At 60.6% G+C, this 15,803-nt stretch carries 12 protein-coding genes; 3 read left to right on the top strand and 9 right to left on the bottom strand.

The annotated features are described in order from the left end of the window. Positions 1–9: 9 nt before the first annotated feature. The 4 genes from J4D25_RS15730 to J4D25_RS15715 all read right to left on the bottom strand — a co-directional run bounded on the left by J4D25_RS15730 (position 10) and on the right by J4D25_RS15715 (position 5,691). Positions 10–1,965: an acetyl/propionyl/methylcrotonyl-CoA carboxylase subunit alpha gene (locus J4D25_RS15730; RefSeq protein ID WP_057714124.1), complete on the bottom strand. Its 1,956-nt coding sequence runs from the start codon at positions 1,963–1,965 to the stop codon at positions 10–12. Continuing rightward, a complete protein-coding gene (locus tag J4D25_RS15725; RefSeq protein ID WP_057714125.1) occupies positions 1,965–2,777 on the bottom strand; it encodes a gamma-carboxygeranoyl-CoA hydratase in 813 nt (270 codons plus the stop codon). The genes J4D25_RS15730 and J4D25_RS15725 overlap by 1 nt, the downstream gene beginning before the upstream one ends. Before the next feature lie 130 nt (positions 2,778–2,907). Beyond that, the gene (locus tag J4D25_RS15720) at positions 2,908–4,515 is read right to left on the bottom strand and encodes a carboxyl transferase domain-containing protein (RefSeq protein WP_057714126.1); all 1,608 of its coding nucleotides are present in this window, start codon (positions 4,513–4,515) and stop codon (positions 2,908–2,910) included. Positions 4,516–4,527: 12 nt separating this feature from the next. Continuing rightward, the gene (locus J4D25_RS15715; protein ID WP_007946948.1) at positions 4,528–5,691 is read right to left on the bottom strand and encodes an isovaleryl-CoA dehydrogenase; all 1,164 of its coding nucleotides are present in this window, start codon (positions 5,689–5,691) and stop codon (positions 4,528–4,530) included. A 248-nt stretch (positions 5,692–5,939) separates the two neighbouring features. Here J4D25_RS15715 and J4D25_RS15710 point away from each other — a divergent pair, with 248 nt between their 5' ends. Continuing rightward, on the top strand, positions 5,940–7,637 hold the full coding sequence (locus J4D25_RS15710; RefSeq protein WP_057714127.1) for an AMP-binding protein: 1,698 nt from the start codon (positions 5,940–5,942) through the stop codon (positions 7,635–7,637). A 682-nt stretch (positions 7,638–8,319) separates the two neighbouring features. On the opposite strand, the gene J4D25_RS15705 is transcribed toward J4D25_RS15710, so the two are convergent. From J4D25_RS15705 to J4D25_RS15695, 3 genes are all read right to left on the bottom strand, one after another. Further along, positions 8,320–9,219 (bottom strand): hydroxymethylglutaryl-CoA lyase, encoded by a 900-nt coding sequence (locus tag J4D25_RS15705; RefSeq protein WP_057714128.1) that lies wholly within the window; start codon positions 9,217–9,219, stop codon positions 8,320–8,322. 146 nt (positions 9,220–9,365) lie between these two features. Next, positions 9,366–9,767 (bottom strand): MerR family DNA-binding transcriptional regulator, encoded by a 402-nt coding sequence (locus J4D25_RS15700; protein WP_057714129.1) that lies wholly within the window; start codon positions 9,765–9,767, stop codon positions 9,366–9,368. A 205-nt stretch (positions 9,768–9,972) separates the two neighbouring features. Then, a complete protein-coding gene (locus J4D25_RS15695) occupies positions 9,973–10,902 on the bottom strand; it encodes a LysR family transcriptional regulator (protein WP_057714130.1) in 930 nt (309 codons plus the stop codon). A 165-nt stretch (positions 10,903–11,067) separates the two neighbouring features. Here J4D25_RS15695 and J4D25_RS15690 point away from each other — a divergent pair, with 165 nt between their 5' ends. Continuing rightward, positions 11,068–12,297, top strand: coding sequence for an acyl-CoA dehydrogenase (locus J4D25_RS15690; RefSeq protein WP_057714131.1), 1,230 nt, complete (start codon positions 11,068–11,070; stop codon positions 12,295–12,297). A 195-nt stretch (positions 12,298–12,492) separates the two neighbouring features. Here the strand turns inward: J4D25_RS15690 and J4D25_RS15685 are convergent, their stop codons facing one another. Together J4D25_RS15685 and xthA are read right to left on the bottom strand one after the other, a co-directional pair. After that, entirely contained in the window at positions 12,493–13,833 is a 1,341-nt protein-coding gene (locus tag J4D25_RS15685) for a phosphate ABC transporter substrate-binding/OmpA family protein (RefSeq protein WP_057714132.1), read from the bottom strand. A gap of 198 nt (positions 13,834–14,031) precedes the next feature. Continuing rightward, positions 14,032–14,844, bottom strand: coding sequence for an exodeoxyribonuclease III (xthA, locus tag J4D25_RS15680; protein ID WP_057714133.1), 813 nt, complete (start codon positions 14,842–14,844; stop codon positions 14,032–14,034). A gap of 257 nt (positions 14,845–15,101) precedes the next feature. Between xthA and J4D25_RS15675 the strand changes: the two genes are divergently transcribed. Next, positions 15,102–15,752, top strand: a complete 651-nt coding sequence (locus tag J4D25_RS15675; protein WP_057714135.1) for an N-acetyltransferase — start codon at positions 15,102–15,104, stop codon at positions 15,750–15,752. Positions 15,753–15,803: the final 51 nt, after the last annotated feature.

Below are 15,803 nucleotides of genomic sequence, written 5' to 3'. Positions count from 1 at the left end.
ATCTTCATTTCACGCTTCTTCCAGTTCGACCAGCGCACTGCCTTCGCTGACCATTTCGCCTTCCTGGCAATACAGCGCCTTGATCACCCCGGCGTGGGGCGCGCGGATGCTGTGCTCCATCTTCATCGCTTCCAGTACCACCAATTGCGCTCCGGCCTCGACCGATTGCCCGGCCTCTACCAGTACCCGGACGATGCTGCCGTTCATGGGAGCGGTCAGCCCGCCCTGATGGCTGTGGCTGGCCTCGACGGCGCTGATCGGGTCGTACGACTCGATGCGGCGCAACTCGCCATCCCACTGCAAATACACATAATCGCCACGGCGTATTGCGCGGTGCTGACGGCGCACGCCTTCGTGTTCGGTCAGCAGTTGCTCGCCCTTGAGCCGAGCGCTGTGGGCATTGATGTCGCCCAGCGTCAGCGCACGGTCCTGACCTTCACAACTCAAGTGAAGAGTGATTTCTCTCGGCAAGCCGGCACGCAGCCCGTTAGGTGCAGCCCACGGCGAACTCGGGTCATCGGCGCGGGTTGCATGGGGCTGGCTCTGGGCGAACGCCTGGGCGGCGGCTTGCCAGAAATCATCGCTGAGTTCCGCTGGGGTCGGCAGCAACTGTTCCTGATAACGCGGAATGAAACCGGTATCCAGTTCGGCAGTGGCAAATGCCGGGTGGCCTATGATGCGCCGCAGGAAATTGATATTGGTCTTCAGCCCGCCGATGGCGAATTCGTCGAGCATGCTCAGCAGGCGCAAGCGCGCCTGTTCACGGTCTTCACCCCAGGCAATCAACTTGCCGAGCATCGGGTCGTAGAAAGGCGAAATTTCATCGCCTTCTTCAACGCCGCTGTCCACTCGACGCCCCGGCCCTTGGGCGGATTCGCGATACAGCTCCAGGCGACCGGTCGCCGGCAGGAAATCATTGCCCGGGTCTTCGGCATACAGCCGCACTTCGATCGCGTGCCCCACCAGCGGCACCTGGTCCTGAGTCATCGGCAACGCTTCGCCGCGTGCCACGCGAATCTGCCAAGCCACCAGGTCGAGGCCCGTGATGGCTTCGGTGACCGGGTGTTCGACCTGCAGGCGGGTGTTCATCTCCATGAAGAAGAACTCGCCGCGCGCATCCAGCAAAAACTCCACGGTGCCGGCACCGACGTAGCCGATGGCCTGCGCCGAGCGTACGGCGGCTTCACCCATGGCGCGCCGCAGCTCCGGACTCAGGCCTGGCGCCGGGGCTTCTTCGACGACTTTCTGATGACGACGTTGAATCGAGCAGTCGCGTTCGTTGAGGTACAGGCAGTTGCCGTGCTGGTCGGCGAAGACCTGGATTTCCACGTGACGTGGCTTGAGCAGGTATTTCTCCACCAGCATCCGCGAGTCGCCGAACGACGATTGCGCCTCACGCTGGGCCGAGGCCAGGGCTTCGGCCAATTGGCTGACGTCCTCGACCACTTTCATGCCTTTGCCGCCGCCCCCGGCCGTGGCCTTGAGCAACACCGGGTAGCCGATACGTTCGCAGGCGGCGCGGAAGGTTTCCAGGTCCTGGGCTTCGCCGTGATAACCGGGCACCAGTGGCACGCCAGCGGTTTCCATCAGGGCTTTGGCGGCGGACTTGCTGCCCATGGCATCGATGGCCGAGGCGGGCGGGCCAAGGAAAATCAGGCCGGCCGCTTCGATGGCGCGGGCGAACCCGGCGTTCTCCGACAGAAAGCCATAGCCGGGGTGAATCGCCTGGGCGCCGCTGGCCTTGGCGGCGGCGATCAGTTTGTCGATCTGCAGATAGCTGTCGACGGCCTTGCTGCCGCCGAGGTCAACCCGAATGTCAGCTTCGCGGCTGTGCCGGGCGTCACGGTCGGTGGCGCTGTGCACGGCCACGGTGGTCAGGCCCAGGGCCTTGGCGGTACGCATTACCCGGCAAGCGATTTCGCCACGGTTGGCCACCAGCAGGGTGGTGAGGACAGGTGCGCTCATCAACGGGGCTCCTTGGTGGTTTCGGCTTGCCAGCTCGGCGGACGTTTTTGCAGGAAGGCGCGCAGGCCTTCCTGGCCTTCGGGGCTGACGCGGATGCGGGCGATGGCGTTTTCGGTGTAGCGGCGCAATGCCGGTGTCAGTGAGCCGTCGCCGACTTCGCGCAACAGGTCCTTGCTGGCGCGCATCGCGGCCGGACTGTTGAGCAGCAGGTTGTCGATCCATTGATCGACTTTCTGTTCCAGCTCGGCACCTGCATAGCTCTCCGACAACAATCCGATTTCCCGTGCCCGTTGCCCGCCGAAGCGCTCAGCGGTCAAGGCGTAGCGACGTGTAGCGCGCTCGCCAATGGCTTGCACCACGAACGGGCTGATTACCGCGGGTGCCAGGCCGATGCGCACTTCCGACAGGCAGAATTGCGCGTCATCGGCACCGATGGCCATGTCGCAGCAACTGATCAAGCCCAACGCGCCGCCAAAGGCTGCGCCTTGCACGACGGCCAGGCTCGGAATCTTCAGTTTGGCCAGGTTGTACATCAATTCCGCCAGTTCCCGGGCGTCATCGAGGTTGGTGGCGTAATCGAGCTCGGCCGATTGCTGCATCCAGGCCAGGTCGGCGCCGGCGCTGAAATGCTTGCCACGACCGCGCACGATCAGAAACCGCAGGCTGGCATCGCTGGCGACTTTGTCGAGGGCGAGTATCAGTTCGCGGATCATTTCGGCATTGAAGGCGTTGTTCTTTTCTTCACGGCTGAGCCACAGCGTGGCAAATCCACGGGGGTCGGTCAGCAGTTCGAGGGTGTTGAAGTCGCTCATATTGTCCGTCTCCACAACTCTATTCTGTAGGAGCGAGCTTGCTCGCGATGGTCTTGAGGGCGCCGCTGGGTGTCAGGCTTTCAGCGTTATCGTTGACGATCATCGCGAGCAAGCTCGCTCCTACAAAAAATCACATCCGGAACACGCCGAAGCGGCTCGGTTCGATTGGCGCGTTCAACGACGCGGACAAGGCCAGGGCCAGTACGTCGCGGGTCTGGGCCGGGTCGATGACACCGTCGTCCCACAGACGCGCGCTGGAATAGTAGGGGTGACCCTGTTCTTCGTACTGGTCGAGGATCGGTTGCTTGATCTCGGCCTCCTGTTCGGCGCTGAAACCATGGCCACCGCGCTCGGCCTGTTCGCGCTTGACCTGCACCAGCACGCCGGCCGCCTGTTCGGCGCCCATCACGCCGATGCGTGCATTCGGCCACATCCACAAGAAGCGCGGATCGTAGGCGCGACCGCACATGCCGTAGTTACCAGCACCGAAACTGCCGCCGATGATCACGGTGAACTTCGGCACCTTGGCGCAGGCCACGGCGGTCACCAGTTTCGCGCCGTGCTTGGCGATGCCGCCAGCTTCGTACTTCTGCCCGACCATGAAACCGGTGATGTTCTGCAGGAACAGCAGCGGGATGCCGCGCTGGCACGCCAGTTCGATGAAGTGCGCGCCTTTCTGCGCCGCTTCAGCGAAGAGGATGCCGTTGTTGGCGAGGATCGCGATCGGGTAACCGTGCAGGTAAGCAAAACCGCAGACCAGCGTCGTCCCGAACAGCGCCTTGAACTCGTCGAACACCGATCCGTCCACCAGCCGCGCAATCACTTCGCGCACGTCAAACGGTTGCTTGGCGTCGGCCGGGACCACGCCGTACAACTCGTCACTGCTGTAGAGCGGGGCGATCGGCGTGCGTTGCTGAACCTCGCCTTGCTTGCGCCAGTTGAGGTTGGCGATGCTGCGGCGTGCCAGTGCCAGGGCGTGTTCATCGCTCTCGGCATAATGGTCGGCCACACCGGAAATCTTGCAGTGCACATCGGCCCCGCCGAGGTCCTCGGCACTGACCACTTCACCCGTCGCGGCTTTCACCAGCGGCGGGCCGGCGAGGAAGATGGTCGCTTGTTCGCGGACCATGATCGCTTCATCGGCCATGGCCGGCACATACGCGCCGCCAGCGGTGCAGGAACCCATGACCACGGCAATCTGCGGGATGCCCATGGCGCTCATGTTGGCCTGGTTGAAGAAGATTCGTCCGAAGTGCTCGCGGTCCGGGAACACTTCATCCTGACGCGGCAGGTTGGCGCCGCCCGAGTCCACCAGATAGATGCAAGGCAGGCGGTTCTGCTGGGCGATGGTCTGGGCGCGCAGGTGCTTTTTCACCGTCAGCGGGTAATACGAACCACCTTTGACCGTGGCGTCGTTGGCGACAATCATGCACTCGACGCCTTCCACACGGCCGATTCCGGCAATCACGCCAGCGGCGGGGACGTCTTCGCCATACACCTCGTAAGCCGCCAGTTGGCTGATTTCCAGAAACGGCGAACCCGGATCCAGCAAGCGGTTGATGCGCTCGCGAGGCAGCAATTTGCCCCGCGAGGTATGGCGTTCCTGAGCCTTCGGGCCGCCACCTTGCGCCACTTGGGCGAGCAGGGTGTGCAACGCGTCGACCTGCTTGAGCATCGCTGCGCTGTTGGCGGCGAACTCCGCTGAACGGGGGTTGAGCTGGGTATGCAGGGTAGCCATGTGCAGCTCCGTTTAGCGGGTTTCGTTGAACAGTTCGCGACCGATCAGCATGCGACGGATCTCACTGGTGCCCGCGCCGATTTCGTACAGCTTGGCGTCACGCAACAGACGGCCGGCCGGGAATTCATTGATGTAGCCGTTGCCACCGAGAATCTGGATCGCGTCGAGGGCCATTTGCGTGGCGCGTTCGGCGCTGTAGAGGATCACGCCGGCGGCGTCCTTGCGCGTGGTCTCGCCGCGCTCGCAAGCCTGGGCCACGGCATACAGGTAGGCGCGGCTGGCGTTGAGTTGGGTGTACATGTCGGCGACCTTGCCCTGGATCAGCTGGAATTCGCCGATGCTTTGGCCGAACTGCTTGCGGTCGTGGATGTACGGCACGATCAGGTCCATGCACGCCTGCATGATCCCGGTCGGGCCGCCGGAGAGCACGACGCGCTCGTAGTCGAGGCCGCTCATCAGCACTTTCACGCCGCCATTGAGCACGCCGAGGATATTTTCTTCCGGCACCTCGACGTCATCGAAAAACAGCTCGCAGGTGTTTGAACCGCGCATGCCGAGCTTGTCGAACTTGTTGCTGCGGCTGAAGCCTTTCCAGTCGCGCTCGACGATGAAGGCGGTGATGCCGTGAGGGCCTTTTTCCAGGTCGGTCTTGGCGTAGATCACGTAGGTGTTGGCGTCCGGACCGTTGGTGATCCAGGTCTTGCTGCCGTTGAGCACGTACTTGTCGCCGCGTTTATCGGCACGCAGTTTCATCGACACCACGTCGGAACCGGCATTCGGTTCGCTCATGGCCAAAGCGCCGATGTGCTCGCCGCTGATCAGCTTCGGCAGGTATTTGGATTTCTGCTCGTGGTTGCCGTTACGGTTGATCTGGTTGACGCACAGGTTGGAGTGCGCGCCGTAGGACAACGCCACCGAAGCCGAGCCACGGCTGATTTCTTCCATGGCCACCACGTGGGCCAGGTAACCCAGGCCGGCGCCGCCGTACTCTTCCGGCACGGTAATGCCCAGCAGGCCCATGTCACCGAACTTGCGCCACAGGTCGGCGGGGAACAGGTTGTCGATGTCGATCTGAGCGGCGCGCGGGGCGATCTCCTTGGCGACGAAGGACTGAACCTGATCGCGCAGCATGTCGATGGTTTCACCGAGGGCAAAGTTCAGGGATGGATAGCTCATGGGTCACCTTTAGGCTTTTTTGTAGGGTGGGGAGGCCGTGATTGGGTTCTCACCTTTACGTTAACGTAAGCCTGTGACGAATGGCTGTCAATCACCCTTTACGTAAACGTCAACTTGGGTGATTCTGTAGGAACGAGCTTGCTCGCGAAGGACGTCAACGATACCCCGTGTTGTCTGGATAAACGCGGTGCCTTGACGTTCTTCGCGAGCGAGCTCGCTCCTACAAAATAAAGACAATAGGGGTCGTCATGGATCAACCCAGTGCAAGCCCGCAACGCAGTTACACCCGTGGTTCCCAGGACAAAGCCTTGCTGGCGATGACCATCGGCCAGGCGTTCGACAACACGGTTGCGCAGTACCCGGACGGGGAGGCGCTGGTGGTGCGCCATCAACAGCTGCGTTACACCTGGCAGCAATTGGCCGAGGCCGCGGACCTGCACGCCAGGGCACTGCTGGCGCTGGGGCTGCAAGCCGGGGACCGCCTCGGTATCTGGGCGCCGAACTGTGCGCAGTGGTGCATCAGTCAAATTGCCACCGCGAAAATCGGCGTGATCCTGGTCAACATCAATCCGGCGTATCGCAGTTCCGAACTCGAATACGTGTTGAAGCAATCCGGCTGCCAATGGCTGGTGTGTGCCGGGGCCTTCAAGACCTCGAACTATCACGCCATGGTGCAGGGCCTGGTGCCGGAACTGGCGGAGCAGTCCATCGGCAAATTGCTCAGCGAGCGGTTGCCGGAGTTGCGCGGCGTGATCAGCCTGGATGTGCAGCCGCCCAGCGGTTTCCTGCCATGGTCGCAACTGACGGATCTGGCTGGCGGCGTGTCTACTGAACAATTGCGCGAGCGTCAGGAAAGCCTGCATTTCGACCAGGCGGTGAATATCCAGTACACCTCTGGCACCACCGGTTTTCCCAAGGGCGCGACCCTCAGTCACTACAACATTCTCAACAACGGTTACATGGTTGGCGAAAGCCTGGGCTTGACGGCGGCCGATCGCCTGGTGATCCCGGTGCCGCTGTATCACTGCTTCGGCATGGTCATGGGCAATCTTGGGTGCATCACCCATGGCAGTACGATGATTTACCCGAACGACGCGTTCGATCCGTTGCTGACCCTGGGCACTGTGGCTGAAGAAAAGGCCACCGCGCTGTACGGCGTACCGACCATGTTCATCGCCATGCTCGATCAACCTCAGCGTGCCGGGTTCGACCTGTCGAGCCTGCGCACCGGGATCATGGCGGGCGCAACCTGCCCTATCGAGGTGATGCGCCGGGTCATCAGCGAAATGCACATGAGCGAAGTGCAGATTGCCTACGGCATGACGGAAACCAGTCCGGTGTCGTTGCAGACCGGTCCTTCGGACGACCTGGAACTGCGCGTGACCACCGTCGGCCGCACCCAGCCGCAACTGGAAAGCAAGATCATCGACGAAGCGGGCAACCTGGTGCCGCGTGGCACCATCGGTGAGCTATGCACCCGCGGTTACAGCGTGATGCTCGGCTATTGGAACAACCCTGAAGGCACGGCGGACGCCATCGATCAGGCTGGGTGGATGCATACCGGTGACCTGGCGAGCATGAACGACGAGGGTTACGTGTGCATCGCCGGGCGCAACAAGGACATGATCATCCGTGGTGGTGAGAATATTTACCCGCGGGAGCTGGAAGAATTTTTCTTCACTCATCCGGCCGTTGCGGATGTGCAGGTGATCGGCATTCCCTGCTCGCGCTACGGCGAAGAGATCGTCGCCTGGATCAAGTTCCACCCCGGTCACGGCGCCACCGAGCAAGAGCTGCAAGCCTGGTGCAAGGAGCGCATCGCGCACTTCAAGACGCCGCGTTACTTCAAGTTCGTCGAGGAGTTTCCGATGACGGTGACTGGCAAGATCCAGAAATTCCGGATGCGCGAGATCAGTATCGAGGAGTTGCGCGAAAAGCAGGAATGAAGAGGAAACCTGTGGGAGCGAGCTTGCTCGCGATGAGGGTGTGACATTCAACATTTGTGCTGACTGATCCACCGCCATCGCGAGCAAGCTCGCTCCCACAGTGTCTTGCAGAGTTTTCAGAATCGCAGACAGCACAAAGGGGAGCCGAAGCTCCCCTTTAATTTTCGTTGCGCGTGCTCTTTTTTTATTATTGAGGGTCGGTCTGTTTTTGTTTTTGGCAACCGTTGCCCTTTACCGCTGTTTTTGGCGATCCCCATTCGGGATCAAGAGCAAACGTATTTTTTTGAGCGCTGATCTACTTTCTCGCTGAGCGATCCAACCAGTTCGGGAGCTACCTGAAGGTAGTTTTATTATTCTCTGCCCGGTTGCGGGTAACTCCGAAAAGCACCCTGAAAAGCACATCTTCTCCAAAAAAATCTGTTAGCTGCGTCTCTGCCGTGTTGTTTTTGTTATGTCAGAGTCGTTACGTCTTGTTTTTATTAGGTTTGCTGCAATTTTTTTATTCTTGTTATGCGATAGATATAGCATGAGGCGTGCCAACTTTATAAAAGCCTTTAAAATCAATGGTTTGAAAATTTGTAGGGTTTTGCGCCTCAGGCAAAACCCTACATTTTGTTTCCGTGTTACTCGCTTGTGCCCACGTTTGAGTCCGTGCGGTAACACCCGGACACACTCAGCGCACTCACTGTGCGCTGCGGGCCTTGGCCACGCGGGAGCCGGTAGGGCGACCCAACACCGTGCAAATCTGCTGGCCGGCGAGCATCAAGGCGTCGAGGTCGATTCCGGTGTCGATGCCCAGGCCGTTGAGCAGGTAAACCACGTCTTCGGTGGCGACGTTACCGCTGGCGCCCTTGGCGTAGGGGCAGCCGCCGAGACCTGCGATGGAGCTGTCGAACACCGAGATGCCTTCCAGCAGGCTGGCGTAGATATTGGCCACAGCCTGGCCGTAGGTGTCGTGGAAGTGCCCGGCGAGTTTCTCCCGGGGCACCTCCTTCGATACCACTTCAAACATCTTGCGGGTTGCGCCAGCGGTGCCGGTGCCGATGGTGTCCCCCAGCGAGACCTCATAGCAGCCCATGGCATACAGCTCGCGGGCGACCATGGCGACCTGCTCCGGGGCGACATGACCTTCATAGGGGCAGCCCAGCACGCAGGACACATACCCGCGCACAGTCACCCCATGTTGTCTGGCGGCGTCCATGATCGGTCCGAAACGCTCCAGGCTTTCGCTGATCGAGCAATTGATGTTGCGCCGGGAAAACGCTTCGGACGCCGCCGCGAATACGGCCACTTCCTTGACCCCGGCGGCGAGGGCATCTTCGAAACCGCGCAAGTTGGGGGCGAGCGCGCCATAGACCACGCCCGGTTTGCGCTGGATCTGCGCGAAGACCTCGGCGGAGCCGGCCATCTGCGGCACCCACTTGGGCGAAACGAAACTGCCGACTTCGATATAGCCGAGCCCGGCTGCGGTCAGTGCGTCGACCAGTTGCACCTTATCGGTAACACTGATGGGTTGGGCTTCATTTTGCAGGCCGTCGCGTGGGCCGACTTCGACAATGCGTACGTGGGTGGGGAGGGGCATGGGGTTCGACCTGTGCTGATTGTTCGGAGAACCCTGTAGGAGCGAGCCTGCTCGCGATGGGCTCCCAGGCACCGTGTTTATCCAGCAAACACGCGTTATCGTTAACGACCATCGCGAGCAGGCTCGCTCCTACAAGGGGTCGGGTTTTACTGAATGACTTCCTGGCTTTTGAGCGTCTGCTCCAGCGCCTGCACGCAGCGCTCTTCGGCGGTATCGAGTTCCAGTTTCATCTGTTCGATGTCCAGCATTTGCTGTTCAAGCTGCTCCCGGCGCTCGCTGATTTTCGCCAGCATGCTGTGCAACTGTTTGGTGTTACCGCTGGACGGATCGTAGAGCTCGATCAGCTCGCGGCATTCAGCCAGGGAGAAACCGATGCGCTTGCCCCGCAGGATCAGCTTCAGGCTGACCTTGTCGCGGGGCGAGTAAATGCGCTCCTGGCCACGGCGCTCGGGGCTGAGCAGGCCTTGCTCTTCATAAAAGCGAATGGCACGGGTGGTGATGTCGAGCTCGCGGGCGAGATCGGAAATGCTGTAGGTCTGGCTGCTCATGGACGCGCTCGCAAAAGGTCATGGCGCTAAGCTAATGGCAGGTTGACGTTTACGTCAAGGGGCAGGTTTTTCCGGTGTGGAGAAGGGCCTCATCGCGAGCAAGCTCGCTCCCACAGGGATCTGTGTCGGACACAAGTATTGTGTTCGCTGGATACCTACTGTGGGAGCGAGCTTGCTCGCGATGGGGGCACCTCGGTATCAAGCCCTACACCTTCTCGAGCTTTTTCTCCTGCGCCGTCACCTGCTGGCACAACTCGATCATCTGCTCGCGCATCCAGCGGTTCGCCGGGTCCTGGTCAGTGCTTTCGTGCCAGTAAAGGTGGGTTTCCACCGGCGGTACATCGTTGACCGGCAGATAAAAGGCGTGCAAATCGTTACGACGGGCGAAGCGTTCCGGTACGGTCATGACCATGTCGGTCTGCTGCAACACTTGCGAGGCCATCAGGTAATGCTGGGAGCGCAGGGCGATCTTGCGCTGGATGCCCATCTTCCCCAGCGCCAGGTCGACATAGCCGAGGCCGCTGCGACGACTGGAAATATGGATGTGGGTCAGGCTCAGGTAATCGTCCAGTGCGAGTTTTTCCTTGCCCGCCAGTGGATGCCCCTTGCGCATGGCGCACACGTAGCGGTCCTCCATCAACTTGACGTGACGCACCTGCGGGTCGGTGTTGAGCGGCGCATCCACCGCGAAGTCGAGGCGTCCGGCCGCCAGTTCCTTGGTGGTTTCGCGACGTTTGGACAGGAAGCTTTCGATGATCACCGCCGGAGCCAGGCGGCGCAGGCGCTGGAACAGCGGCGGCAGGATCACCGCTTCGGTCAGGTCGGTCATGCTGATGCGATAGGTCTTGACCGCTTGCTGCGGGTTGAAAATGCGGCTTTCCTGCACCGACACGCGCAGCAGCGAGAGCGCGTTGCGTACCGGGCCGATGATGTTCTGCGCCATGGGCGTGGGCACCATGCCCTGGGCGGTGCGCACGAACAACGGGTCGTTGAAGGTCTCGCGCAACCGGGCCAGAGCGTTCGACACCGCTGGCTGGGTAATGCCCACAATCTGCCCGGCGCGGGTCAGGTTGGCTTCGGTGTAGATCGCGTCGAAGACGATGAAAAGGTTGAGATCGACCTTGCTCAGATTCATTACGCGGCTCTCTTATTGTGTGGGCTGGCTGACCGTGACGATCAGTCGATCATATATCGGTGATGAATGTTTATACACGCCGAGAATAGGCTAGGTAAATTATCAACGCTGTTCTAGCATCGATACATGACCTAAAACAACCTCCCCCAAGAAGGTATCTCGCTCATGGATTTCGCTTATTCGCCCAAGGTTCAGGAACTGCGTGAGCGCGTAACAGCGTTCATGGACACCTACGTCTATCCCGCCGAAGCCGTGTTCGAGCGCCAGGTCGCCGAGGGCGATCGCTGGCAGCCGACGGCGATCATGGAAGAACTGAAACTCAAGGCCAAGGCCGAAGGCCTGTGGAATTTGTTTCTGCCTGAGTCCGAACTGGGTGCCGGCCTGACCAACCTCGAATACGCGCCACTGGCGGAAATCATGGGCCGCTCGCTGCTGGGGCCAGAGCCGTTCAACTGCTCGGCACCGGACACCGGCAACATGGAAGTGCTGGTGCGTTACGCCAACGAAGAGCAGAAACAACGCTGGCTCGAACCGCTGCTGCGCGGCGAGATCCGCTCGGCATTCGCCATGACCGAACCGGATGTCGCGTCCTCCGACGCCACCAACATGGCCGCCCGTGCCGTGCGCGATGGCGACGAGTGGGTGATCAACGGCAAGAAATGGTGGACCTCGGGTGCTTGCGACCCGCGCTGCAAAATCCTGATTTTCATGGGCCTGAGCAATCCGGATGCGCCACGTCACGCCCAGCACTCGATGATTCTGGTGCCGGTGGATGCGCCCGGTGTGAAGATCGTGCGTCCACTGCCGGTGTTCGGTTACGACGATGCACCTCATGGGCACGCCGAAGTGCATTTCGAAAACGTGCGGGTGCCCTACGAAAACGTCCTGCTGGGCGAGGGACGCGGCTTCGAAATTGCTCAAGGTCGCCTTGGCCCTGGCCGGATTCACCATTGCATGCGTTCGATCGGCATGGCCGAGCGCGCCCTGGAACTGATGTGCAAGCGCTCGGTGAACCGCACAGCGTTCGGCAAGCCTCTGGCACGCCTGGGCGGCAACATCGACAAGATCGCCGACTCGCGGATGGAAATCGACATGGCACGCCTGCTGACGTTGAAAGCGGCGTACATGATGGACACCGTCGGCAACAAAGTGGCGAAAAGCGAGATCGCGCAGATCAAGGTCGTCGCGCCAAACGTGGCATTGCGGGTGATCGACCGGGCGATCCAGATCCATGGCGGGGCAGGGGTTTCCAACGATTTCCCGCTGGCCTACATGTATGCAATGCAACGCACCCTGCGCCTGGCCGACGGCCCGGACGAAGTGCACCGTGCGGCAATCGGCAAGTTCGAAATCGGCAAATATGTGCCGAAGGAGATGATGCGTAGCGGGCAATAAGACCGCAAAGAATTTGTGGGCCGTGAGTATTTGTGGCGAGGGGGCTTGCCCCCGTGGGGCCGCGAAGCGGGCCTGAATCCATTCACCGTGTTAGCTCTGATGCAACGCGGTGGATGATTCGCGACTGCTTCGCAGCCGAACGGGGCGGTGCGGCGTTCCGACAAGCCCCCTCGCCACATTTGTTCGCATTTCAGTTCAATACACCCAAACCTCAACCCGCCGATTCCTGATCCTTCCCTCATCGGCGCTATTGGCCGCCACCGGCATTTCGGCACCGAATCCGCGAATCTCGCGAAACACCACGCCGCTCTTCACCAACTCCCGCCGTACCGCCATGGCCCGCAGCTTCGACAACAGATCGGCGCGCGCCGGGTCGCTCTTGGCATCGCCAAACCCCACCAGCGTCACTTGCCCAGCCGTTTTGTCGTGCTGCTTTATATAGTCGAGCACCCGCCACAGGTCTTGTCGGGCCTTGTTGTCCAGGGTGGCGCTGCCTTCCTCGAAACGGAAGTTCACCGACAACCGTTGAGCATGTCTGCTTAGCGCCTGATAACCCTCTGGCATCAACGCATTGGGGGTAACGGCCATGGCCTGGACGGTTTGGGCAATAAAACCGTTGGCGGCCACAATGGCCTGACCCTTAGTGCTTTGGGCAAACGCCACCAGGGCATTGGCCCAGGGATTTTTCCCGTTGGGTGGCAGATAGAAGAACAGCCGACGGGACAGCGGATAATCTTCCGTGGCAATCAGGCTGTTGAGCGGCGGCATGGCTTGCGATTGACCGTCGATAATGGCCACGGCTTTAGCCTGGCGCACGTAGGGCAAACCGATGAAACCGATGCCATGCGGGTCAGCGCTGACCGCATCGGACAGTTGTTCGCTGGACTCGAAGCGCTTCGCCGCACTGCCGAGGGTTTTCCCGTGGCCGCTGAGGACCAGTTCCTTGAAGGTGTCGTAGGTCCCGGACTGATCATCCCGTGCATACAGATGAATCGGCCCGCCGCGACCGCCAATGTCTTCCCAGCTCTTCACCTCGCCACTGAAAATGCGCGCCAGTTGCACGGTGTCGAGTTGGTTCAGCGGATTGTCCGGATGAAGGATGATCGCCAGGCCATCGATGGCAATGACCTGTTCGGCGCTCGGGCTTTTCAGGTCGCCGAGTGATTGCAGGCTGGCCAGTTCGCTGTCCTTGATCGGGCGCGACGAGGCGGCCAGATCGGCGCTGGCTGCTTTGAGTGCAGTGAAACCGGTGCTGGAACCATGGGCCGCTACCTCCACCACGACCCGACGGCCCTGAACGGTTTCGCCGACGATGCGCAGTTCGTTGGCGGTGTCCGGGGTTTCACGGCGGATCTTGCGCAGGCCCTGTTCACTCAACAGACCCTCGACCAGTGCCGGCCCCAATGCCGCACCGATGGTGTTGGAACCCTGAATCCGCAGCGCCGGGCCGTGTTCGGGTGTCGGCAAGTCGCCGGCCGAGGCCGCCTGCGGCAAGCCCGTGCACAGCATCAACAGGAACAACACGCGCAGCATCATGCCGGCACCATATAAAGCCAAAGGAGGTGTCGGGAGATTAAGTCAGTAAGGTTTCCGAAAAATGACAAATTGCAGTGGTGGTCCCCTGTGGGAGCGAGCTTGCTCGCGATGGGGCCTTTACATTCAATATCGATGTTGAATGTAAGACTACTATCGCGAGCAAGCTCGCTCCCACAGGGGATTGTGGTTGGTCCTGAATCAGCTCAACTCAAGCCAGATCGGCGCATGGTCCGAAGGTTTTTCCATGCCTCGCAGTTCATAGTCCACACCGGCGGCCTTCACCCGTGGCAACAGGCCGTGGGAGGCGAGGATCAGGTCGATGCGCAGGCCACGTTTGGGCTCGTCTTCGAAGCCACGGCTGCGATAGTCGAACCAGCTGAAGGTGTCGGTCACGTCCGGGTTCAAGTGACGGAAACTGTCGACCAGGCCCCAGTTTTTCAGGCGGGCCATCCACTCGCGCTCTTCCGGCAGGAAGCTGCACTTGCCGGTTTTCAGCCAGCGCTTCATGTTGTCCGGGCCGATGCCGATGTCGCAGTCTTCCGGGGAAATGTTCACATCGCCCATCACCACCAGCGGCTGGTCGTTCTTGAACTGGCTTTCCAGCAATTGCTGCAAATCGCCGTAGAAACGCTGCTTGGCCGGGAACTTGGTCGGGTGGTCGCGGCTTTCGCCCTGTGGGAAATAACCGTTCATGATGGTCACCGGCACGCCGTTGGCGTCGGCGAAGGTGCCCCAAATGAAGCGTCGTTGGGCGTCTTCTTCGTCGGTGGCGAAACCTTTATGCAGGGCCAGCGGCTCCTGGCGCGAGAGCAGGGCGACGCCGTAATGGCCTTTTTGCCCGTGGAAGTACACGTGATAACCCAGGGCCTGCACCTCGGCCAGCGGGAACTGTTCGTCGTGGACCTTGGTTTCCTGCAAGCCGATCACATCGGGCTGGTGCTTTTCGATCAGCGCCGCCAGCTGATGGGGACGGGCGCGCAGCCCGTTGATGTTGAAGGAGACGATCTTCATGGTCGGCAGTCCTGGCAAAAGGGCGATGCTAGCTGACATGTGGGAATCGGGCCAGTGTGGGGTGAGGGGATTCGGTTTTGCCTGTCAGCTTTGCGTCGATAGTGATGGCCTCATCGCGAGCAAGCTCGCTCCCACAAAAGCAAAGGCGGTTTCATTGCCTACACTGATTGCGGATCTGTAAGGAACTGTGTCAGCGCCAACAGGCTCGTAACAACAAGAGCGCAGCCACCCGAGCTGTGCCGGGGAGATCAACCGTCATGCCCGAAACCTCGACCGCCATCGCCGATATTCACATGCTCGACAGCGGCTACGCCCGCGAAGCGCGTTCGTTGCTGTACCAGGCTTATCGACACGAGCCGACCTTCGGCTACCTGTTCGAAGCCGAGCGCCCTGGCTACGAACAGCGGATTCGCGCCACCGTGCGCGAGCTGGTGACCCAGCACTTTTTTCAGGACCTGCCGGCCATCGGCCTGCTGGTCAACGACCGCTTGATTGGCATCGCCCTGATCGCACCGCCACAACGTCGCCTCGGCGTCACCGAAAGTTGGGCCTGGCGCCTGCGCATGGTGCTCAGCACAGGATTTCGCTGCACCCGTCGCTACCTCGAATATCACGATGCCGTGGAAGCCTGTCTACCGAACGACTCGGTGCACGTCTTGCCATTGTTGGGGGTTCATCCGCAGTTCCAGGGCAAACATTTCGGCGAACAACTGTTGCAAGCCGTGCACAATTGGTGCGCCGTGGATGAAAACTCACAGGGCGTGATCCTCGATACCGGGAACCCTCGCTACCTGGAGTTCTATAAGCGCCAGGGCTATCAGGAAATCGGTGAAGTTGCCGTAGGACCGATTCGCGAGCACGTGTTTTTTCACCCCAATCCCCAGGTGTTACATACTGCAACCGCTTGAACGGCGAACTTTCTTTGCATGTCAGGCTCTATCACGCTTCCATGTTCATGA

This window comes from Pseudomonas sp. GW456-L13 (assembly GCF_017350115.1).
Lineage (GTDB): Bacteria > Pseudomonadota > Gammaproteobacteria > Pseudomonadales > Pseudomonadaceae > Aquipseudomonas > Aquipseudomonas jessenii.
The sequence above is the reverse complement of the archived record's forward strand: the minus strand, read 5'-3'. Positions and strand labels throughout refer to the sequence as shown.

What these genes read in the sequence shown, in the direction of transcription:
- J4D25_RS15730 (WP_057714124.1), bottom strand. Translation starts at nt 1,965, where the DNA reads ATGAGCGCACCTGTCCTCACCACCCTGCTGGTGGCCAACCGTGGCGAA.
- J4D25_RS15725 (WP_057714125.1), bottom strand. Translation starts at nt 2,777, where the DNA reads ATGAGCGACTTCAACACCCTCGAACTGCTGACCGACCCCCGTGGATTT.
- J4D25_RS15720 (WP_057714126.1), bottom strand. Translation starts at nt 4,515, where the DNA reads ATGGCTACCCTGCATACCCAGCTCAACCCCCGTTCAGCGGAGTTCGCC.
- J4D25_RS15715 (WP_007946948.1), bottom strand. Translation starts at nt 5,691, where the DNA reads ATGAGCTATCCATCCCTGAACTTTGCCCTCGGTGAAACCATCGACATG.
- J4D25_RS15710 (WP_057714127.1), top strand. Translation starts at nt 5,940, where the DNA reads ATGGATCAACCCAGTGCAAGCCCGCAACGCAGTTACACCCGTGGTTCC.
- J4D25_RS15705 (WP_057714128.1), bottom strand. Translation starts at nt 9,219, where the DNA reads ATGCCCCTCCCCACCCACGTACGCATTGTCGAAGTCGGCCCACGCGAC.
- J4D25_RS15700 (WP_057714129.1), bottom strand. Translation starts at nt 9,767, where the DNA reads ATGAGCAGCCAGACCTACAGCATTTCCGATCTCGCCCGCGAGCTCGAC.
- J4D25_RS15695 (WP_057714130.1), bottom strand. Translation starts at nt 10,902, where the DNA reads ATGAATCTGAGCAAGGTCGATCTCAACCTTTTCATCGTCTTCGACGCG.
- J4D25_RS15690 (WP_057714131.1), top strand. Translation starts at nt 11,068, where the DNA reads ATGGATTTCGCTTATTCGCCCAAGGTTCAGGAACTGCGTGAGCGCGTA.
- J4D25_RS15685 (WP_057714132.1), bottom strand. Translation starts at nt 13,833, where the DNA reads ATGATGCTGCGCGTGTTGTTCCTGTTGATGCTGTGCACGGGCTTGCCG.
- xthA (WP_057714133.1), bottom strand. Translation starts at nt 14,844, where the DNA reads ATGAAGATCGTCTCCTTCAACATCAACGGGCTGCGCGCCCGTCCCCAT.
- J4D25_RS15675 (WP_057714135.1), top strand. Translation starts at nt 15,102, where the DNA reads ATGCCCGAAACCTCGACCGCCATCGCCGATATTCACATGCTCGACAGC.